Origin of the sequence: Actinomadura opuntiae (assembly GCF_030283205.1) — a bacterium.
GTDB lineage: Bacteria > Actinomycetota > Actinomycetes > Streptosporangiales > Streptosporangiaceae > Spirillospora.
In genome coordinates this window covers 64,540-85,036 of record NZ_JASNWF010000013.1, presented here as the reverse complement: position 1 = coordinate 85,036, position 20,497 = coordinate 64,540, and the positions used below count along the sequence as shown (strand labels likewise).

Sequence of the window (20,497 nt, the reverse complement as noted above, 5' to 3'; positions counted from 1 at the left end):
ATCCGATTCTCCCAGCGCGCGTCAGGGGGTGATCACGCAGGGGCCGCCGCCGCAGACGTCGACGGTCTGCCCGGTGGTCAGGAAGATCGCCTTCTGCTTCCGCGCGTCGGCGTTGCCGCGCGGGTCGGAGTGCGGGTCGCGGCCTTCGGTGGGCGGCGTGTTGGTGGTCGGCGGGGCGGGGGAGCCGCTGTCCCAGACGACCATCGCCGAGCCGCCGGTGGACGCGCCGAACGTCGGGACGCCCCAGTACGGGACCTTGTCGAGGCTGCGTCCGGGCCGGACGGTCGGGGCGTGGATCCGGGCGCCGATCGTACGGGCCTCGACCTCGGCGGCGACGGTCGCGACCTGGTGGTCGCCGAACGCGACGTGCATCAGAACCTGGTGCTTCGGCGTGCCCGGATACGGGTCGTCGGTCATGTGCCAGGCGTAGCCGTCGGCCTCGCCGCGGTCCCACAGCATCTGGATCAGCGCGAGGCCGATCTGCTGGTCGAGCTTGTCGGGGTAGAACAGGTCGAGGACCTTGGCGTACTGCGGGAAGTCGGCGCTGCGGTTGAGCAGCGTGCTGTAGTTCATCGCCGGGACGCCGAGGACGGAGCGGTGCAGGTCGGGGGAGACCGCGGTGAGCGCGCCGCCCATGATGCCGCCCTGGCTGTTGCCGTCGTAGGTGAGCGGCGCGCCGGGCGCGATCAGCGGCTTGCCCGCGCCGTCCTGGAAGGCCGCGTTGCCGGCGAAGCCGCGGGTCATCGCGCGGCCGAGGAAGACGAAGTTCAGCATGCTCTGCTGGAGGCGGTCGGCGACGGTGCGGAACCGGGTGATGTCGGCGAGCGCGGAGATGACGTTCGGGACGTCCTCGTCGGACATGCCGATCCACTTGGTCGCGCAGAACACGAAGTCGTGCTCGGCGGCCATCGCCTTGACGTTCCCGGCGTCGACCTCGCCCTCGCTGCCGAGCAGGCCGTGCCCGTAGAGGGCGGGGTTCGCGGGCTTGCCGAACGCGGCCTTCGGGATCTCGCACTGGAACGGGACGGCCTGGCTGTTGCCGGGCAGCTGCGCGGGGAGGCCGTCCTTGCCGTAGTGGAACGCCGATCCGGGGAGCCCGCCGTACTGGTCGAGGTAGCTCGGCGCCCACACGACGCCCTTCACCTCACGCGCGATCTTGTCGTCGACGTCGTTGGTCACCTTCGTGACCAGGAACGACGGCGACGCGTTCCCGAGCTTGCGGAGCGCGTCGTCGCGGACGTGCAGCATCGGGCCGGCGATGCTCCGCGCGCTGGCGACGGTGAAGTCCCAGGCCAGGTACAGGCCGTTCGTGCCGACGCCGCGCCCGGCGAGGTCGGCGAGCACCTTCTTCTCGGCCTTCTGCCGCGCGTGCAGCGGGTCGGTCGACGGCAGCGCCGGGCCGAGGATCTTGCTGAACGCCGCGTTCGGCCCGAGCAGGTTCCCGGACGCGTCGCGCAGGTTCCGCAGCGCGACCGCGTAGCGGTGGCCCTCGACGAGATTCTTCGCGGGCCGGACGATCAGCGCCTTGCGGTCGTCGGGCGCGTTGGCGTCCAGTTCGGCCCAGTACGGCCAGCGCTGCCCGGTCGCGGTGTCGACAAGGACGATCGGCGCGTCCGGCTTCAGCGACGCGCCGATGTCGGTGACGGGCGCGGCGCCGCTGCGCGCCAGGTCCACGCCGGGGACGCGGGCGAGCAGGTCCGAGCCGGGGGAGAAGCCGTCCGCCCGGTTCCACTCGTCCGGCGAGACGGGCAGGCCGAGCGCGTTCTTCAACGTCGTGCGCATGTCGACGCGCAGGCCGGTGGCGGTGTGCGGATCGGCCCTGGTGTACCAGTTGCTCGGGAACGGCAGCAGGCACGACGCCGGGTCGATCGGGTCGCAGCCGTCGCCGCCCGCGGGGGCGGTGTCGGCGGACGCCGGCGTCACGGCGAGCAGGGCCGCGGCCAGGGCCGGAGCCGCGCCCGAAGCGAGGGCGCGCAGAGACAGGGCACGCAAGGACCGGGCACGCATCGTCCACCTCCGGGGAGATCCGCGGCGTTCGGGGAGATCTTGGTCTCACCGCGGCCCCGGGTCAATGGGCGTCCGAAGTCGGCCGATGCCGGTCATCCGGGGACCGTCCGGAGGGCCACCGGCCCCCGTGTGTTCCGACCACGTTAATTCTTCCGAAGTGACGGTTTCATCTCCGTTTCGGGGGGTGATCCGGCCTTGATCGCCAGCGATAGTGAGCGCAGCGCCGCACCCGCTCGGAAAGGACCGTTCCATGACAGCCGTCCCGATCGTCGACCTCGCCCCCTGGTTCCGCGGCGGTGAGCGCGACCGCGCCACCGTGGCCGCGCGGGTCGACGCCGCGCTGAGCGAGATCGGCTTCCTGGTCGTCACCAGGCACGGGGTGCCCGCCGCGGAACGGGACGCGATCCGCGCCGCCGCGAAGCGGTTCTTCGCGCTGCCGCAGGAGGCCAAGCGGCGGTACGCGGCGACCGTGGGGGAGCGCGGCTGGCTGCCGCCCGGCGTCGAGGCCAACGGGTACGCCGAGGGCACCGCGACGCCGCCGGACCTGAAGGAGACGTTCGCGGTCGGCGCGGACCGCCCGACCGGCGACCCGTTCTTCGACGCCGAGTGGTTCCTGTCGAACGTGTGGCCGGACGAGGTGCCGGAGCTGGAGGCGCTGCTGACGCGCTACCTGGCCCGGATGAAGCGGCTGTCGGACGACCTGCTCGCGCTGTGCGCGGTCGCGCTCGGCCTGCCGTCGGGCTTCTTCACGGCGCACGCCCTGCACCCGTCCTTCACGCTGAACATCAACCGCTACCCGCCGCTGTCGCAGCTCGGGGAGCCGGAGCCCGGCCAGTTCCGGATCGGCCCGCACACCGACTTCGGCACCGTCACGGTCCTGGACCGGCAGGACGGGGTGGGCGGCCTCCAGGTGCACTCCGACGAGGCCGGCTGGGTGGACGCCCCGTGGGTCGAGGACTCCTTCACCATCAACGTCGGCGACCTGCTCGCCCACTGGACCGGCGGCCGCTGGAAGTCCAACCGGCACCGCGTCCTGCCGCCGGACCCGAGCGCCCCGGACGAGGAGCTCGTGTCGCTGATCTTCTTCTACGAGTGCGACCCGGACACCCGCGTCGAGCCGCTCGGCCCGCCCGTCGGACGTACCGCCGGCGGTGCGGCCGTCCGCGCGCACGACTTCCTCCTCGAACGCCTCGACGCCATCACCCTCGCCTGAGCGCGCTTCGCCGGAACAGCTGAAAGGTCCCCCCATGACGGAGATAAAAGAAGGCGTGCCCGCGGGCGCGGTCGTCCGCGAGGGCGACTACGGCGCCCGGGTCGCCGCCGTCGAGCCGGGCGGCGCCGGCTTCATCCCCCTCGACGAGCGGCACGGCCGGCCGCTCAACCTGCTGTGGACCTGGACGTCGCCGAACCTGGAGTTCGCGACGGTGTTCCTCGGCGTGCTCGCGGTCGCCGCGTTCGGGCTGACGTTCTGGCAGGCCACCGCCGCGATCGTGGTGGGCACGCTGCTCGGCTCGGTGACGCACGCGGTCCTGTCGGCGCGCGGCCCCCGCTACGGGGTGCCGGAGATGGTGCTCGGCCGGGTCCCGTTCGGGCACCGCGGCAACATACTGCCGTCCGCGATCAACTCGGTGGCGGGCGGCGTCGGCTGGTTCGCGGTGAACAGCGTCAGCGGGTCGCTGGCGCTCAACACGCTGACCGGGATGCCGAAGCCGCTGTGCCTGGCGATCGTGGTCGCGCTGCAGGCGGGGGTCGCGTTCTTCGGGCACAACCTCGTGCACGCCTACGAGCGGTACGCGTTCCCGGTGCTGGCGGTGGTGTTCGGCATCGCGTCGGTGATCATCCTGGCGAAGGCGGACACCGGCGCGCCCGCGCCTGCCGGGGCCGGACCGGGCGGGATCGGCGCGTTCCTCATCGTGGTCGGCGCGAGCTTCGGGTACGCGGCGGGCTGGAACCCCTACGCCGCCGACTACACCCGCTACCTGCCGGCCAGGACGAGCCCGCGCGCCGCGGGCCTGTGGGCGTCGCTCGGCGTCTTCGCCGGCTGCACCGTCCTGCAGATCGTCGGCGCGGCGTCCGCGACGCTCGGCGGCGAGGCGCTCGCCGACCCGACCGGTGCGTTCACCGGGCACCTGCCCTCCCTCGTCGCGAACCTCACCCTGCTGGTCATCGCGGTCGGCGCGGTCGGCGCCAACGCGATCAACATCTACTCCGGGTCCATGTCGTTCGTCGCGACGGGGATCCGGCTGCCGCTGCCGGTGCGGCTGCAGCGCGCGCTGGTCGCCGGGGCGTTCGGCGCGGTCGGGCTCGTCGTCGCCTACTTCGGGCTGGACGACGCCGGCCACGACTACGAGGCGTTCCTGCTGGTCATCGCGTACTGGATCGGGCCGTGGCTCGGCGTGGTGCTGGCCGACCTGGTGCTGCGGCGCGGGGTCTGGTCGGTGCGGGACGCGGACGCGCGGGTGGACGCCATGGTCTTCGACGTCCGGCGCCGCAACTGGGCCGGGCCCGCGGCGATGGCGGTCGCCGTCGTGGTGTCGGTGTGGCTGTTCTCCAACCAGGAGAAGTACGTCGGGATCGTGCCGAGCCACCACCCCTCGTTCGGCGACATCACGTTCGCGGTCGGGTTCGTCCTGGCGGCGCTGCTCTACGCGGTCCTGCGCAAGGTGCCGGGGTTCCGCGAGAGCGGCTGACCGGTGGGGCGCTTGTCCGCGGCCGCCGGGCCGTGCGAGGTGAGGACGACCGGGACGCCGAGCGCGTCCTCGATCGTCGCGGCCGGGCGGCCGAGCGGCGCGTAGACCGGCCGCGCCGACGCCAGCCGGCGGGTGAGGGCGGCCTGGCGGTCCAGGTCGCCCTCGCCGGCAGGCAGCCGGTCCAGCCGCCCGTCCGGCGTCGCGTAGGCGTGGCAGACGCGCAGGTCGGGACGCGCCCCCGCGACGTCCAGATGCGTGACCGCCAGGCCGTCCACGCCGTCGGTGACCTCCAGCGCGTACCGGAGCGCGACGGCGTCGAGGTGGCCGACGCGGAACGCGCCCTGCCACGGGCCCGTGCCGTTGTGCGGGTCGGGGAGCGCGGCGGTCAGCGCCGCGTCCTCGGTGACGAACGGGCCGGGACCGTGCCGGGTCGCGTACGTCCGCAGGACCCCGAGCCGCGCTGCCGTCGCGCCCGCCTCGGCCAGCAGCGTCTCGGCGTTGGCGAACGTCGTGGTCGACCAGGTGGTGTACGGGTGGAAGCCGTGCCACTCGTCCAGCAGGACGCCCTGCGCGCCCTCGAACACCACGTCGCCGGAGCGCAGCAGGGTGTGCAGATGGCCGCCGCCGACGATCCGGACCCGGTCGGCGAACGCGGTGAACGCCTCGGCGCAGGCGTCGACGTCCGGGACGTCGCCACCGGAGGGGAACGTGTCGCGGTACCAGTCGTGGAGCGCGGTGAGCCGGCGCCGCAGCCGCGCGGGCGACAGGCAGTCGCCCGCGCGCGGTGCGTCATCGTGCGCGAGCGCGTACGACGCGGTCTCGCCGATGCCCATGCCGCACGACCCGTGCCGGGCCGCGCCGCGCGCCCGCTCCCGCGCGCGGTTGGCGGCCCGGTGGTACGGCGTGGTGAGGAGCGCGTCCCGGTCGACGGTGAGCCGGTCGAGCGCGTCGCCGACGCCGAGCCGCCGCAGGTGGTCGGCCTCGGCGGCGAGGGAGAGGGGGTCGACCAGCATGAACCGCGACAGGTGCGTCCGCACGCCTGGGACGAACGTCCCCGAGCCGAACTGGGCGAACGTGTGGTGCCGCCCGTCGTCCGTCACGACGTTGTGCGCCGCCTGCGCGCCCCCGTTGAACCGGACGACCGCCGTCACCGGGGACGCGCGGCAGAGGTGGTCGACGACCGTGCCCTTGCCCGCGTCCCCGTACCCGAGATCGACGACGATGACGTGCCCCATCGCGGCCTCGACCTCAGAGCCGCGTCGTGGCGGACGGCCCGGAGGCGTCCAGTCCGGGCGGCGTCGCCGACACCGCGACCGGCGTGCGCGACGCGTCCAGCCGGGCCAGCGCCCGCGACACCGACGCGCCGGCGTCCGAGCCGGCCTCGGCCAGGTGGTCCAGGCCCTCGTCCAGGTCGATGGCGTCCTCGGCGAGCCCGACGGTCAGCGCGATCGTCTCGCACACCGCGTCGAGATCGTCGAGGTAGAGGACGTGCTGGCCGAGCAGCCCCTGCCAGAAGTCCTTCAGCTCGCGGCTGCCGGAGTGGTAGGCGCCCTCGGGGATGATGAAGTACACCTCGTACATCCGCTGGAGCTCGCGCAGCACGTCCGCGATCGGCAGGTCGCGCTCCAGCTCGTCGCCGATGACCTTGGCGACCTCGCGCCGCTTGATCTTCGGGTAGGCCAGCTCGTCGCCGATCATGAACAGGTAGCCGCGCTTGCCGCGCTTCTCGAAGCAGTCGATCGAGGTGTGCCGGGCCATGAAGTACATGGCCAGCTCGTAGGACTCGCGCATCTGGCCGCCGCCCCCGCCCTCCAGCAGGATCTTGCCGAGGTCGTCGTCCATCCGGTTGTCGGCCTCGAACTGCCCGATCTGCAGCGGCGCCCGGTCACAGGTGGCGTCGCCGACCGCGCCGAACAGGATGTGCGGGTGCTCGACGTACCCCTTGCGCAGCAGCAGGCCGAGCAGGTCGGGCAGCTTGGTCTGCAGCGTGCGCGGCACGGTGCCCATCGAGCCGGTGACGTCGAACAGCACGCCGATCGCCAGCGACTCGGGGTGGTCGTCGGAGTCGCGGCTCTCCCGGACGGTCACGCCGTGCGGGTCGAGGTCGGAGTGGACGGCGGTCGCGCCGCCGTCGCTGTAGGCGAACGCGCTCGCGCCGGTGGACGCGCGGTAGCTCGCGCGCGCCGCGTAGACGTCGGTGGACCAGTTTCCGCTTCCCATGGATCTTCTCCTTCAGTGGGTGACGGGCAGGTGGAAGGGGCGGAAGCGCCGCGGGCCGTAGAGCCGTTCGAGCAGCTCGTCGAGTTCCGCCAGCAGCCGCCAGGCGTCGTGGGGACGGCGGTTCTGCGCGGTCAGCAGGCAGCCGCGCGCGAACATGCGCATCGCCTTGGGCGCCCGGTCGCCCATCAGGTCGGTCATGCACCGGGCGGCCATGAAGAGGTCGGTGGCCTGGCTCGCGGGACGCCGCGCCGGGACCTCCGGCGGGTACCAGTCGCGGTACCGCTCCACCAGCGCGGGGACGCGCCCGGACGGGTCGGCGTGCGCGTAGCAGCCGGGAACGGAGTAGCACCAGTCGACCAGGACCAGCCCGTGCTCCTCCGGGTGGATCATGACGTGGTCGGGCAGCACCGCGCCGTGCAGGACGCCCGCGCGGTGCGCGAACCCGAGCCCGACCAGCAGCCGCCGCCACATCCACGCCGCGTCGCGCGGGTCGACGCCGCCGGGGAAGGCGGCCCTGACCTCGGCCAGGCTGCGGAAGCCGTCGAGCGCGGCGATGGCGTTCGACTGCCGCAGCCCGCCCGTCGCGGCGTCCTGGTGCCGGAACGACTCGACCAGGCGCGGGACGTACGGCAGGAACCGCCCGTCCCCGTCCTTGGGGAGCTGGCGCAGCGCGACGGCCTCGCGTTCCAGCAGGTCGCCGTCGCGCGGGTCGCGCGGCATCTTCAGCAGCACCTCGCCCGCCGCGGCGTCCGTCGCGGCCCGGTACAGCTGGGCGAGGTCGCCGGAGACCGAGTCGCCCGCGATGCGGTAGGAGTGCCGGCGGGTGGTGACGACGGCCGGGTCGGACCGGTTGTAGGTGCGCCACAGCGCGTTCAGCCGGACGAACGCGTCGCGCGTCCGGCCGCCGGTCGCGTCCGGGTGGACGAGCCGGACGAGCCGCCGGTAGCGCCGCGCCGCCTCGGCGGAGTCGTCGCCGAACAGGTCGGCGGGGACGCGGGCGCGGCCGAGGCGGGCCAGCGCGTCGTCGAGTTCGCGGATGTTCACGTCGTCCATCGGGGGATCACCTGATCTCTTCCTCGCGGCCGGGACGCAGCAGTGCGGGATGCAGGAGGCGGGCGTCGCCCGCGCGGTAGAGCCGGGGCCGGGGACCGCCGCGCCGGCCGCCCTTGTCGGACGTGGCACCGGTGCTCTCCACGAAGCCGGGGACCGACAGCACCTTGCGGTGGAAGTTGCCGGCGTGCAGTTCCTCGCCCCAGACCGCCTCGTAGACGGCGCGCAGCTCGGGGATGGTGAACTCGCCGCCGCAGAACGCCGTGGCGAGCGGGGTGTACTCCAGCTTGCCGCGGGCGCGCTCCAGGCCGTCGGTGAGGATCCGCGCGTGGTCGAAGGCGAGCCGCCGCGTCGTGCCGGGCCGCTGGTCGCCGGACTCGGTCAGGCCGAGCGCGCCCACCGGCGCCCAGGCCGCGTCGGCGGCGTCGCCGCCCGCCTCGGGGTCCGGCAGCTCGGGCGCGAACGCCAGGTAGGCGACGGAGATGACGCGCATGCGCGGGTCGCGGCCGGGCGCGCCGTAGGTGCCGAGCTGCTCCAGGTGGACGCGCCCGAGCGCGCCGTCCTTCCCGCTGAGCCCGGTCTCCTCGGCCAGCTCGCGGACGGCGGCGTCCGGCAGGTCCTCGGCCTCGCGCCGGCCACCCGCGTGGACGAACCCGCCGGGCAGCGCCCACATCCCCTCGAACGGCGCGTTGCCGCGGCGGACGAGCAGGACGTGCAGCGACCCGTCCCGGATGGTGAGGGCGACGACGTCCACGGTCACCGCGACGGGGTCGTAGGCGCGCGGGTCGTAGTTCGCGAGGAACTCGCTCTCGTCGCGCATCGGGTCCGGGGTCATCCGCGCCTCACCATGGTCTCGCTCTGAGTAAATCTCAGTATGAGTTCATCTCGATATGAGAAGAACATAACCCCGGGACGGGCGGTATGTCCAGCCGGTTTCGTGCACGCGCAGAGCGCCGCCTCCCCACCTGGGGAAACGGCGCTCGACGAGTGGATCGTCAGCGGCGGTGGCGGCCGCCGGGATAGGGCGGCTCCTCGCGCTCGCCGTCCTCGTACGGCTCCTGGACGTACGGGTCCCGCGTGTAAGGGCCGGTTCCGTACCGTCCGCCCTCGTACGGGTTGGAGCCGAGCTCCTCGGGCCCGTACCGCCCGGCCGCCGGATGCGGACCGGACGCGAACGGGTTCGGCACGTCCGGATCGAGCGCGTACGGATCGGCCGGCGGTTCCGCGGTGCCCTCCCGCCCGTACGGACCCGACTCCCGCGCATGAGGCTCGCGGCGGCCCGCCGAGTAACGGCCGGTCGGGTACGGGCTCTCCGGCGCGGGGACGTTCGGCCGCCCGCCCGTCCCGTGCCGGCCCACCGCCGGGAACCCGTCCGGCGGCGTCGAACCACCGAACGCGTCGAAGCCCGCCGCGCCCTCGAAGGGCGCCACGCCGGGCGGCGGCGCCTCCATCCGGGCGGCGACCGGACGCGCGGGCGGCGGGGCGTCCAGCAGCAGCTTCATCTGGCTCTTGCGCCGGCCGTACACCAGGTAGATCAGGATCCCGGCGGCCATCCAGACGGTGAAGTAGCCCCAGGTCTGGACCTTCAGGTTCAGCATCAGCCAGCCGGTCGCCAGGATCGTCGCGACGGCGGTGACCGGCGCGGCCGGGACGCGGAACGGGCGGTGCAGGTCGGGACGGTCGCGGCGCAGCGCGAGCACGCCCGCCGAGACGAACAGGAACGCGAACAGCGTCCCGATCACCACCATCTGCTCCAGCGTCAGCACGTTGACGCTCTGCGACATCACCACGGCCGCGCCGCCCGCGACGAGCGTGGCCCGCGACGGCACCCGGTAGCGGCTCATCCCGGCGATCGGGCGGGGCAGCAGCCCGTCCCGCGACATCGAGAACACCACCCGGGTCAGGCTGATCAGCACCACCAGGATCACGGTGGTCAGCGCCAGCACCGCGCCGACGTCGATGATCTTGCCCATGGAGTCCGCGCCCACCAGCCCGAACGCCGTCGCCAGCAGCGGCTTGGCCGGATCCAGCCGGTCGGGGGAGACCATGCCGACCATCGCGACCGCGACCGCGACGTACAGCACGACGGCGATCGCCAGGCTGGTCAGCATCCCGCGCGGCACCTTGCGGGGCGCGTCGTCGGTCTCCTCGGACGCGGTGGCGATCAGGTCGAAGCCGATGTAGGCGAACGCGATCGCGGGCGCGGCGGCGAAGATCCCCCAGATGCCGAACACCTCGGGCCTGCTGCCGGTGACCGCGCCGAGCACGGCGTCGAGCACGGTCTCGGCGCCGGCCGGCGCGGGCCGCTCGGGCGGCACGAACGGGGTGAGGTTGCCGGCGTGGAAGAACTTCAGCCCGGTCGCCACGACCAGCCCGATCACGATCAGCTTGGCCATCACCATGAACCACAGGCTGCGCAGGCTCATCCGGCTGCCGGTGGCCAGCATCACGATCAGCAGGACCAGGATGCCGAACGCGAACAGGTCGAAGCCCTTCTCCTGCCCGATGATCCCGGCGAGCCAGGACGGCACCGGCACCGCGAAGTCGGCGAGCGCCTGCGCGGCGTACAGCGACCAGGCCCGCGCGACGACCGACGCGGCCAGCAGCAGCTCCAGCACCAGCGCCCAGCCGACCACCCACGCCCAGATCTCGCCGAACGCGACGTAGCTGAAGGAGTAGGCGCTGCCCGCCACCGGCACGATGGACGACAGCTCCGCGTAGGACAGCGCGGCGAGGAAGCAGACGCCGCCGGCGATCAGGAAGGAAATGATCACCGAGGGGCCGGCGGTGGTCGCGGCCTGCTCTCCGGAGATCTTGAAAATGCCGGAGCCGATCATCACGCCGAGCCCGAGCACGACCAGGTCCCGGGTCCGGTACACCACGCGGAGCCGGTGCCGGCCGCCGTACAGCCGGCCGGTCGCCTGCTCCACCGGCAGCCGGCGGAACATGTTGTTGCGCATGCGGACGTCCCAGGTCATAGGTGTTCCCCCCTGGCCCGAACCCGCGCCGCTGTTCGCGAGAGACGGTTGGTCGAAGTCCCTAAGAATTCACCAGGTATGACCATAATCGCAACGTTTTCCAGCGGATTGCCGTCGAGCGTCTGTTGTCGGATGCTGCCAAACCACGGTCCGCCAGTATGGCGGAAGGAGCCGCAGGTGAGGGGGCGATACCGGGGCCGTTTCCGGTGGACCGTTCCCACCAATACCGCCATTCCGAAGGAAAGCGCTTTCGATCCGCGGCCCCGGCGGCCCCGCGGCGGCCGGGGTCGGCCGGTGCGGACGGTGGCAATCGGCGAAGATCGGTGACACCGTAGGGACGCCGCGTCCCACAGGAGGTTCGGTGTCCCGCCCAGCACAGCGCCCCTCGCCCTCCGGAGCCCTCCGCCGCACCGCGCTCGCCGCCGCGGTCGCCGTCACGGCGGCGCTGGCCGTCCCGGCCGCCGCCGCGGCGTCCCCGCCGGGGCACCGCCCGCCGCCCAAGCAGCCCGTCGCCACCGGCTACGGCGGCGCGGTCTCCACGGTCGACCCGGACGCGAGCCGCGCGGCCCTGGAGATCCTCAAGCGGGGCGGCAACGCGATGGACGCCGCCGTCGCGGCGGGCGCCGCCCTCGGCGTCACCGAACCGTACGTGTCGGCCATCGGCGGCGGCGGCTACATGACCTACTACGACGCCAGGTCGCGCAAGGTGTACGCGCTCGACGGCCGCGAGTTCGGCCCGGCGTCGATGAAGGAGGACTACTTCATCGACCCGGCGACGGGCAAGCCGCTCTCGTTCGCCGACGCCGTCACCAGCGGGCTCAGCGTCGGCGTGCCGGGAACGCTCGCCCAGTGGGACCTCGGGCTGCACCGGTTCGGCACCCGCAGGCTGAGCACGCTGCTGCAGCCGGCGATCAAGGTCGCCGAGCGCGGGTTCGTGGTGGACCAGGAGTTCCACGACCAGACCGCCGTGAACGCGGACCGCTTCCGCGACATCGTCCCGACCCGGAAGCTGTTCCTGCCCGGCGGCGAGCCGCCGGCGGTCGGCTCGGTCTTCAAGAACCCCGACCTGGCGAACACCTACCGGCAGATCGCCGAGCACGGCATCGGCTGGCTCTACCGGGGCGAGCTGGGCAAGGAGATCGTCAGCACGGTCACCCGGCCGCCGGTCGACCCGAAGGCGACGCGGAAGGTCCGGCCGGGGGTCATGAAGACCAGCGACCTGGCCGCCTACAAGGCGCTGCCGAAGCAGCCCACACACGTCGCCTACCGCGGCTACGACGTGTACGGGGAACCGCCGTCGTCCTCCGGCGGCTCCACGGTCGGCGAGGCGCTCAACATCCTGGGCAACTTCCGCCTCGACCCGCGCGACCCCGTCACCGCGCTGCACTACTACCTGGAGGCGTCGAAGCTCGCCTACGCCGACCGCGGCGCCTACGTCGGCGACCCCGCCCAGGTGAAGGTGCCGCTGGACGAGCTGCTGTCGCAGGGGTTCGCCCGCGAGCGCGCCTGCCTGATCAAGCCCGGCGAGGCCGCCACCGCGCCCGTCGCGCCCGGCAGCCCCGACGGCCGATATGAGCCGTGCGTCCCGTCCGGCACGCAGACCCGCGTGCTCGCCGCCGAGGGACCGCAGACCACCCACCTCGTCGTCGCCGACAAGTGGGGGAACGTCGCCTCCTACACCGTGACGATCGAGCAGTTCGGCGGCAGCGCCCTCACCGTCCCCGGCCGCGGCTTCCTGCTGAACAACGAGCTGACCGACTTCTCCTTCACGCCGTCGGCGCCCGGCGGCCTGCCCGACCCGAACCTGCCCGGCCCGCACAAGCGGCCGCGCAGCAGCATCTCGCCGACGATCGTGCTGCAGGACGGCCGGCCGCGGCTGGCGCTCGGCACCCCCGGCGGATCCACGATCATCACGACCGTCCTGCAGATCCTGGTGAACCGGATCGACCTCGGCATGGACCTGCCCGCCGCGCTGGCCGCGCCGCGCGCCACCCAGCGCAACACCCCGCAGGTCTTCGCCGAGCAGGCGTTCATCGACCGGTACGGCAGGGGCCTCGCGGCGCGCGGGCACCGGCTGGAGGTGTTCCCCGGCCCGCCGGCGGGCGTGATCGGCGCGGCCACCGGCCTGGAGTTCCTGCGGCCCGGGCTCGTCCAGGCGGTCGCCGAGCCGGTCCGGCGCGGCGGCGGCAGCGCGATGGTCGTCCGCCCGGACTCCCGGTGATGATCTGTGCGGGCACGCGTGCGGGGCCGGGCGAGCGGGAAGTAGTGCTCTCATGGCGCAGTCTTACGTGCAGGTGACGACCACGACCGACGCCCGGTCCGAGGCGGCCGGGCTGGCCCGGTCGGCGGTCGCCGAACGGCTCGCCGCGTGCGCCCAGCTCGTCGGCCCGATCGCGAGCACCTACTGGTGGGAGGGCGAGATCGAGTCGGCCGAGGAGTGGATGGTGGTGTTCAAGACCACCGCCGACCGCTTCGACGAGCTGGCCACCCTGATCACCGACCTGCACTCCTACGACACCCCGGAGATCATCGCGACGCCGGTGGTGGCGGGCAGCCTGGACTACCTCGCCTGGGTCGCCGAGCAGACCGAGCCCGGCGAGCGCGACGACGCGGTGGACGAGCCCGTCGACTAGCGCGGCTGGCGACCGGCGCGGCCGGTGCGCGCGTGTGACCGACGCCACAGCCGGGTAAGTCTTCATTTACCGTGGCCGGCGTGGTTTCCTCGGCCGCGGAGAGGAAGGCGGTCGACGTGCGCGAGGAGTTCGAGGTCCGCGGGATCGGGGAGCGCGAGGACACCGGCCTGTTCGGGCCGGGCTCGGTCACCTGGCGGGTGATGGGCGAGCCGGTGCTGATCGTCGGCGGGATCCGGGCGCTGCTGCTGCAGGCGCTGCATCCCCGGACGATGTGGGGCACCGCGCAGAACTCCGAGCTGATGAACCCCGACGCCGCGTGGGCGCGGCTCGGCCGGACGGTCGAGTTCGTCCGGGTGCGGACCTACGGCACGCACGACGAGGTCGAGCGGGTGGGCCGCCGCGTCCGCAAGCTGCACTCCAAGCTCACCGGCCTCGACCTGCGCACCGGCGAGACGTTCCCGGTCGGCGATCCCGAGAACCTGCTCTGGGTGCACATGGGCGAGGTCGACTCCTACCTCGACGTGGCGCGCCGCGCCGGCGTGCCGCTGACCGCCGCGGACGCCGACGCGTTCGTGGACGAGCAGCGCCGCGCCGCCGCCGTCGTCGGCCTGGACCCGGCGGACGTGCCGGCCTCGGTCGCCGAGATGAAGGAGTACTACGAGGGGATGCGGCGGCGGATCTTCGCGTGCCGGGAGGCGCGCGAGGGGCTCAAGCGGATGTTCAGCCCGGCCGTCCCGCAGCACCTGATGCCGCTGAAGCTGGCCGCGCCGGGCGTCGCGATGCTGGTGGTGTCGACGCTGCCGCGCTGGGCCCGGCGCATGTACGGGCTGCCCGGGCTGCCGACGTCCGACCTCGCCGCGACGCTCGCGCTCAAGGGCCTGTACCGGACGACCCACGTCGTGCCGGAGCGGTTCCGGTACTCGCCGGACGCCCAGCGGGCCAGGCGCCTCATGCGCGCGCACGAGGACCCGGCCGGCTGGTCGATGGCGTCCTGAGACGGGCCCGTCAGGCGATCGGCGGGGGAGCCCCGCCCTTCGCGGCCGCGTCCGGTCCCTCGCCGGCGTCCTTGCCGTGCTTGGGCAGCAGCAGCGCCGGGACGATCAGCACCGCGGTGAGGACCATCGAGACCCAGAACGTCGTGCCGAACGCGTCGGCGAGCTTCGGCGCGACCTGCTCGCGGATCCGGTCCGGAATGGCGCCCACCCCGGCGGTGCCGCCGTTGCCGCCCGCCTGCGGCAGCCGCGAGCTGATCTGGCGGGACAGGATCACGGCCAGCAGCGCCACCCCGACCGAGCCGCCGAGCTGGACGAGGATGTTCAGCGTGCTGCTCGCCCGCGACGCCGCCGAGCGGGCCAGCGTGGTCAGCGCGGCCGACATCGTCGGCATCATGGTGCAGCCGAGGCCGAGACCGCGCACGTACAGCGCGCCGCCGAGGACCCAGTACGAGGTGTGCGCGCCGACCAGTGCGAACGGGATGGTCCCGACCACCAGCAGCACGATGCCGACCGGGACGATCCGTCCGGCGCCGAGCTTGTCGGTGACGATGCCGGAGAACGGCATTGCGGTGGCGGCGCCGAGGCCCTGCGGGGCCAGCAGCAGCCCGGCCGCGAGCGCGCCCTCGCCGCGGGCGGTCTGGTAGTACAGCGGGATCAGCAGCATCGAGCCCATCAGTGCGATGCCGACGAGGAACACCGCGACGGACGCGGTCGCGAACGTCCGGTCGGTGAACAGCCGCACGTCGATCAGCGAGCGCTCCCGCCGCTGCAGGCTGTGCAGCACGAACAGCGTCACCAGGACGGCGCCCGCGACCAGCCAGGCGATCGTGGAGGTGCTCCCGAAACCGCCGTTGCGGTTGGTGGTGGACAGCCCGTAGATCAGCAGCGCGAACCCCGGAGGCAGCAGGAACAGCCCGCGCAGGTCCAGCGCCGAGGAGCCGCCCCCGCCCTGCCCCTCCTGCTCGTGCGGCACCTTCCACCAGGCGAGGGCGAAGGCGAGCGCGCCGACCGGGAGGTTGACGAAGAAGATCCAGCGCCAGTCGACGTCCTCGACCAGCCAGCCGCCGATCACCGGGCCGAGGACGGGCCCGAGCAGCATCGGCACGCCCACGATGCTCATGATGCGGCCCATCCGCCGCGGCCCGGCGGCCATGGTGAGGATGGCCATGCCGGTCGGCATCAGCATGCCGCCGCCGAGCCCCTGCAGGACGCGGAAGACGATGAGCGACTCGATGTTCCAGGACGCGCCCGACAGCGCCGAACCGGCGACGAACAGCACGATCGACAGCATCCACACCCGGCGGCCGCCGAACCGGTCGACCGCCCAGCCGGTGATCGGGATGACCGTGCCGAGCGCGAGCGTGTAGCCGGTGATCGTCCACTGGATGGTGGACAGGCTCGCGTGGAAGTCCTTGCCGAGCGTCTGCAGGGCCACGTTGACGATGGTGGTGTCCAGGATCGCCATGACGGTCCCGGAGACGATGACCAGGCCGAGCAGGATCACCTGCCGGTCCAGCCGTTCGGTGGCGGCGGACGCGCCCGGCGGCGCGAGGTCGGTGGGCGGGCTCTCGGCCATGGTCGGCCCCCTCGTGTGTGCTCCGGTTGCCCCGTGTCCCCGTTGCTGAAAGCTTGAAACGGCTTGAAGTTCAACGTATTTACACTGCAACACGGAATGTGTTGAAATTCAAGGTATGTCCGGGAAATCAGGCGCGGCCGCCGGTGCCGACGCCGGTACGGGCACCGGCGTGGACGCCGACCTGGAGGCGATGGTCCAGATCATGGGCCGGATGTTCCGCGGCATGAAGGGCTCGGCGGCGCACGGCGAGGCCGAGGAGCTGACCGGCCTGGTCAAGGACGCCGGGCTCGGCCCCCGGCACGTGCCCGTGCTGATCCGCCTGGTGCTCGACGGGCCCGTCCCGGTCGGGGTGCTCGCCCGGCACCTGGCGCTCAGCCCCGCGACCGTCAGCCAGCTCGTCGGCGAGCTGCAGCGCGGCGGCTTCGTGGTGCGCCGCCCGGACGAGCGGGACCGCCGCCGCATGATCGTCAGCCTGGACGAGGAGCGCCGCGACCTCGTCGAGCGGTTCGCCTGGCGGCGCCTGCGGCCCCTGCGGATGACGCTGGAGGCGCTCGGCCCGCTCGAGCGCGAGCACTTCCTGCACGGCTGGCGGACCCTGGTGGAGATGATGGAGCGGGCCGCGCGCGAGGACCCGCTCGGGGGCGGGGTCAGCCGCGGCGCATGAGCCGCCCGACCGCCGCCATCAGCTCGGTGGACATCTCCTCGCCCTTGCCCTCCTGCGTCCCCTCGGCCACGCAGTGCCGGACGTGCCCGTCCAGCAGCCCGAGCGCGACCTTGTCCAGGGCCGCCTGGACGGCGCTGATCTGGGTGAGGATGTCGATGCAGTAGCGGTCGTCGGCCACCATCCGGTCGATGCCGCGGACCTGCCCCTCGATCCGGGCGAGCCGGGTCTGCAGCTGGTCCTTGGTGGCGGTGTACCCGCGGGTGGGGGTCTCGCTGGTCGCCATCTCCGTCCTCGCAATCACTCCGGGGCCGCGCGGGTCCCTGGGACGCCCCGCCGGGGGAGATCCCCCTCGGGGTATTTTATGCGGTCGGATCGGCCGGGACGTTCCACGAGGCGACCACCGGGTGGCCGTGCTCGGTGCCGAGCGTCGACAGCGTCCCGGTGGCGAGCGCGAAGACCCGCCCGAGCGCGGGCTCCAGCCCGAGCCAGCGCGCGGTCAGCACCCGCAGCACGTGCCCGTGCGCCACGAGCGCCACGTCGCCGTCGGCCAGTAGCGGCCGCACCCGCGCGAGGACGGCGTCGGTCCGCGCGCCGACCTGCTCGACGGTCTCGCCGGGGTGCGCTTCGTCGCCCGGGACCACCCCGTCCTTCCAGAGGTACCAGTCCGGCCGGTCCCGCCGGATCTCGGCCGTCGTGATCCCCTCGTAGCCGCCGTAGTCCCATTCCCACAGGTCGGGGTCGTGCTCGTCGACCTTCAGGCCGGCGAGTTCGGCGGTGCGCCGGGCCCGCTCCGCCGGGCTGGCCAGCACGCGGACGATGCTCCGCCCCGCCAGCAGTGAAGGCAGCGCCCGCGCCTGCTCCTCACCGCGCGCGGTCAGCGGCAGGTCGGTGCGCCCCGTGTGCCGGCGGTCCCGGCTCCACTCGGTCTCGCCGTGCCTCAGCAGGATCAGTTGGCCCATGCGCCCCACCCTATTGGCCTTCGCCGGGGGCGCCGCGGCGAGCTCAGTCCAGGATCGAGGCCAGGCGGGTGTAGGGGAGGCCGTGGGCTTCGGCGACGTGGTCGTAGACCAGTTCGCCGGCGTGGGTGTTGAGGCCCTTGGCGAGGGCGGCGTTCTCGTGCAGGGCGCGGCGCCAGCCCTTGTCTGCGATCTGCACGGCGTAGGGGAGGGTGACGCCGGTGAGCGCGTACGTCGAGGTGTTGGGCACCGAGCCCGGCATGTTGGCGACGCAGTAGAACGTCGAGCCGTGCACCGTGTAGGTGGGGGCGTCGTGCGTGGTGGGGCGGGAGTCCTCGAAGCAGCCGCCCTGGTCGATGGCGATGTCCACCAGCACCGAGCCGGTCTTCATGCCGGCGACCAGCTCGTTGGAGATCAGCTTGGGCGCCTTGGCGCCGGGGATCAGCACCGCGCCGATCACCAGGTCGGCCGCGCGGGCCTCCTGCTCGATCAGGTAGGCGTTGGACACCAGGGTCCGCATCCGGCCCTGGTAGATCGCGTCGATGTGGCGGAGCCGGTCGACGTTGAGGTCCAGGACGGTGACGTCGGCGCCCATCCCGACGGCGATCTGCGCGGCGTTCAGCCCGGACACGCCGCCGCCGATCACCACGACCTTCGCCGGGGCGACGCCGGGCACGCCGCCCGGCAGCACCCCGCGGCCGCCGTTGGAGGCCATCAGGTTGTACGCGCCGACCTGCGGGGCGAGCCGCCCGGCGACCTCCGACATCGGGGCCAGCAGCGGCAGCGAGCGGTCCGGCAGCTGGACGGTCTCGTAGGCGATCGCGGTGACGCCGGCGGACAGCAGCGCGTCGGTGCACTCGCGGGACGCGGCCAGGTGCAGGTAGGTGAACAGGGTCTGGCCGGCGCGCATCCGGTGGTACTCCGCCGCGATCGGCTCCTTGACCTTGAGGATCAGGTCGCCCTCGGCCCACACCTCGTCCGGGCCGTCGAGGATCTTGGCGCCCGCGGCGGTGTAGTCGTCGTCGGGGATGTGGGAGCCGAGGCCGGCGCCGCGCTCGACGAACACCTCGTGGCCGTGCCGGGTGAGCTCGTGCACCCCCGCCGGGGTGATGGCCACCCGGTACTCGTGATTCTTGATCTCCTGCGGGACGCCGATCTTCACGGGGCTCCTCCGTCAACGCTGACCAGGGCGTACGCCGGTGCGCACGCCTACAGCGTGCGGTGCGCGGAGCTCTCCGTGCCACGTGCAGCCTGCAAAGGCCTCGGCCTTTTCGATGACACTGTGTAAAGGCCCCCAGGTCGGCGCGGGCGCCGGTCAGGGCTTGCGGGCGATGCCCCCGTACATGAGCCGGTGCCCGACGGTCAGCTCGCTCGGGACGGGCCCGTCGGGCCGCCACAGCGGCAGCGGGACCACGCCCGGCTCCAGCAGCTCCAGGCCGCCGAACCAGCCCTCGATCTCCTCGGGGGTGCGGAACCGGCCGGTGCCGAGCAGCCCCTGGTACTGCACCTCGGCGTCGACCGCCTCCTGGCTGGACGCGCAGAAGCTCGTGATGAACAGGTGGCTGCCGGACGGCACCGCCTCCATCAGCGTGTCCACGACGTGCTGCGGGTTCTCGTCGTCGTGCAGGTGGTGCAGGATGCCGACGAGCATCACCGCGACGGGGCTCCCGAAGTCGATCAGGCGGCGGACGTCGTCGTGCGCGAGGATCTTCTCCGGCTCGCGGACGTCGGCGGTGACGACCGTCGTCCGCTCGTTCTCGGCCAGCAGCGCCCGCCCGTGCGCCAGCACGATCGGGTCGTTGTCGACGTAGACCACCCGGGACTCCGGCGCGACGGACTGGGCGACCTGGTGGGTGTTCTGCACGGTCGGCAGGCCCGAGCCGAGGTCGAGGAACTGGCGCAGCCCGGCCTCGCCCGCCAGGTACCGCACGCCGCGCCCGAGGATCTGCCGGTTGTAGTCGGCCACGTCGTAGATCTCCGGGACGATCTTGACGATCTCGTCCACGAACGCCCGGTCGACCTCGAAGTTGTCCTTGCCGCGCAGCACGACATCGTAGGTGCGCGCGATGCTCGGCTTGGTGACGTCGATACCGAGTGATGCCCAGTCGTACTGCCGCTCGTCCGCCATGTGCGTCCGCCCGTCCCGCTGTCGAGTTATCCGGATGCCGCCGCCGTTCTTGATCTTAGACGCCGGTCCGGCCGCCCGTCCGGGAACCGTGGAATGTTCGCTGGAGCGTTCCGGGCGGGCGTCAGCGGCGGGGGCCGGGCAGCCACTCGTCGGCGATCGCGACCGTCAGCTGCTCCAGCAGCGGCCCGGCCCGCCGGACGCGGCGCTCGGCGTCCGGCTCGATGTCGTCCAGCGCGTACACCGCCTGGATGCGGGCCTTGCGCAGCCGCTCACCGGTCAGCCCGCGCCGCCCGGCGACCGCGATCACCGGCGCGCCCGCGCGGGCGGCGGCGCGCGCGACCCCGATCGGCGCGGTGCCGCGCAGCGACCGGGTGTCCAGCGTGCCCTCGCCGGTGACGACCAGGTGCGCGCCGCGCGCCCGGCCGGCGAAGCCGAGCAGGTCCAGCATCAGCGCGGCGCCCGGCTCGATGGTCGCGCCGAGGAAGGTCAGCGCGGCGAACCCGACGCCGCCCGCCGCGCCGGCGCCCGGCAGGTCCCGCGCGGCCCGGCGGGAGGCCGCCTCGGCCAGGTCCGCCCAGCGGCGCAGGCCCGCGTCCAGCA

Annotated in this window: 18 protein-coding genes; 6 read left to right on the top strand and 12 right to left on the bottom strand. The window is 73.2% G+C overall.

Going from position 1 to position 20,497, the window contains the following annotated elements; all coding sequences use genetic code 11:
• Window positions 1-21: 21 nt before the first annotated feature.
• The gene (locus QP089_RS27215) at window positions 22-1,992 is read right to left on the bottom strand and encodes a hypothetical protein (RefSeq protein WP_285915128.1); all 1,971 of its coding nucleotides are present in this window, start codon (window positions 1,990-1,992) and stop codon (window positions 22-24) included.
• A gap of 265 nt (window positions 1,993-2,257) precedes the next feature.
• On the opposite strand from QP089_RS27215, the gene QP089_RS27210 reads away from it, so the two are divergent.
• Together QP089_RS27210 and QP089_RS27205 are read left to right on the top strand one after the other, a co-directional pair.
• Window positions 2,258-3,220 carry an isopenicillin N synthase family dioxygenase gene (locus tag QP089_RS27210; protein ID WP_285915127.1) on the top strand — a complete coding sequence of 321 codons (963 nt, stop codon included), beginning with the start codon at window positions 2,258-2,260 and terminating at the stop codon, window positions 3,218-3,220.
• A 34-nt stretch (window positions 3,221-3,254) separates the two neighbouring features.
• A complete protein-coding gene (locus QP089_RS27205) occupies window positions 3,255-4,697 on the top strand; it encodes a purine-cytosine permease family protein (RefSeq protein WP_285915125.1) in 1,443 nt (480 codons plus the stop codon).
• Here QP089_RS27205 and QP089_RS27200 read toward each other — a convergent pair.
• The 5 genes from QP089_RS27200 to QP089_RS27180 form a co-directional block, all read right to left on the bottom strand.
• Window positions 4,652-5,932: an adenylosuccinate synthetase gene (locus tag QP089_RS27200; protein WP_285915124.1), complete on the bottom strand. Its 1,281-nt coding sequence runs from the start codon at window positions 5,930-5,932 to the stop codon at window positions 4,652-4,654. The two genes, QP089_RS27205 and QP089_RS27200, sit on opposite strands and share 46 nt — an antisense overlap.
• Window positions 5,933-5,945: 13 nt before the next feature.
• Complete coding sequence (locus QP089_RS27195; RefSeq protein WP_285915122.1) at window positions 5,946-6,917, bottom strand: hypothetical protein; 972 nt, start codon at window positions 6,915-6,917, stop codon at window positions 5,946-5,948.
• A gap of 12 nt (window positions 6,918-6,929) precedes the next feature.
• Entirely contained in the window at window positions 6,930-7,970 is a 1,041-nt protein-coding gene (locus QP089_RS27190; protein WP_285915120.1) for a serine/threonine-protein kinase, read from the bottom strand.
• Window positions 7,971-7,977: 7 nt separating this feature from the next.
• A complete protein-coding gene (locus tag QP089_RS27185; protein WP_285915118.1) occupies window positions 7,978-8,802 on the bottom strand; it encodes an NUDIX hydrolase in 825 nt (274 codons plus the stop codon).
• A gap of 160 nt (window positions 8,803-8,962) precedes the next feature.
• Window positions 8,963-10,945, bottom strand: coding sequence for an amino acid permease (locus QP089_RS27180; RefSeq protein WP_285915117.1), 1,983 nt, complete (start codon window positions 10,943-10,945; stop codon window positions 8,963-8,965).
• A 361-nt stretch (window positions 10,946-11,306) separates the two neighbouring features.
• Between QP089_RS27180 and ggt the strand changes: the two genes are divergently transcribed.
• The 3 genes from ggt to QP089_RS27165 all read left to right on the top strand — a co-directional run bounded on the left by ggt (window position 11,307) and on the right by QP089_RS27165 (window position 14,573).
• On the top strand, window positions 11,307-13,166 hold the full coding sequence (gene ggt / locus QP089_RS27175; RefSeq protein ID WP_285915116.1) for a gamma-glutamyltransferase: 1,860 nt from the start codon (window positions 11,307-11,309) through the stop codon (window positions 13,164-13,166).
• A 52-nt stretch (window positions 13,167-13,218) separates the two neighbouring features.
• Window positions 13,219-13,578 carry a divalent-cation tolerance protein CutA gene (gene cutA / locus QP089_RS27170; RefSeq protein ID WP_285915115.1) on the top strand — a complete coding sequence of 120 codons (360 nt, stop codon included), beginning with the start codon at window positions 13,219-13,221 and terminating at the stop codon, window positions 13,576-13,578.
• An 80-nt stretch (window positions 13,579-13,658) separates the two neighbouring features.
• Window positions 13,659-14,573 carry an oxygenase MpaB family protein gene (locus tag QP089_RS27165; protein ID WP_285915113.1) on the top strand — a complete coding sequence of 305 codons (915 nt, stop codon included), beginning with the start codon at window positions 13,659-13,661 and terminating at the stop codon, window positions 14,571-14,573.
• A 10-nt stretch (window positions 14,574-14,583) separates the two neighbouring features.
• Here QP089_RS27165 and QP089_RS27160 read toward each other — a convergent pair whose 3' ends face one another.
• Window positions 14,584-16,149 carry a DHA2 family efflux MFS transporter permease subunit gene (locus tag QP089_RS27160; RefSeq protein WP_285915112.1) on the bottom strand — a complete coding sequence of 522 codons (1,566 nt, stop codon included), beginning with the start codon at window positions 16,147-16,149 and terminating at the stop codon, window positions 14,584-14,586.
• 115 nt (window positions 16,150-16,264) lie between these two features.
• Here QP089_RS27160 and QP089_RS27155 point away from each other — a divergent pair, with 115 nt between their 5' ends.
• Window positions 16,265-16,813, top strand: coding sequence for a MarR family winged helix-turn-helix transcriptional regulator (locus tag QP089_RS27155; protein ID WP_285915110.1), 549 nt, complete (start codon window positions 16,265-16,267; stop codon window positions 16,811-16,813).
• Here the strand turns inward: QP089_RS27155 and QP089_RS27150 are convergent.
• The 5 genes from QP089_RS27150 to QP089_RS27130 all read right to left on the bottom strand — a co-directional run.
• Window positions 16,797-17,096, bottom strand: a complete 300-nt coding sequence (locus QP089_RS27150; protein WP_151546637.1) for a metal-sensitive transcriptional regulator — start codon at window positions 17,094-17,096, stop codon at window positions 16,797-16,799. The two genes, QP089_RS27155 and QP089_RS27150, sit on opposite strands and share 17 nt — an antisense overlap.
• Before the next feature lie 76 nt (window positions 17,097-17,172).
• Window positions 17,173-17,772 carry a histidine phosphatase family protein gene (locus QP089_RS27145; protein WP_285915107.1) on the bottom strand — a complete coding sequence of 200 codons (600 nt, stop codon included), beginning with the start codon at window positions 17,770-17,772 and terminating at the stop codon, window positions 17,173-17,175.
• A gap of 43 nt (window positions 17,773-17,815) precedes the next feature.
• Window positions 17,816-18,931 carry an alanine dehydrogenase gene (gene ald, locus QP089_RS27140; protein ID WP_285915105.1) on the bottom strand — a complete coding sequence of 372 codons (1,116 nt, stop codon included), beginning with the start codon at window positions 18,929-18,931 and terminating at the stop codon, window positions 17,816-17,818.
• Between the two features lie 153 nt (window positions 18,932-19,084).
• Complete coding sequence (locus QP089_RS27135) at window positions 19,085-19,897, bottom strand: SAM-dependent methyltransferase (protein ID WP_285915103.1); 813 nt, start codon at window positions 19,895-19,897, stop codon at window positions 19,085-19,087.
• A gap of 121 nt (window positions 19,898-20,018) precedes the next feature.
• On the bottom strand, window positions 20,019-20,497 hold a 479-nt coding region (locus QP089_RS27130), incomplete at its 5' end, for a glycerate kinase (RefSeq protein WP_285915102.1).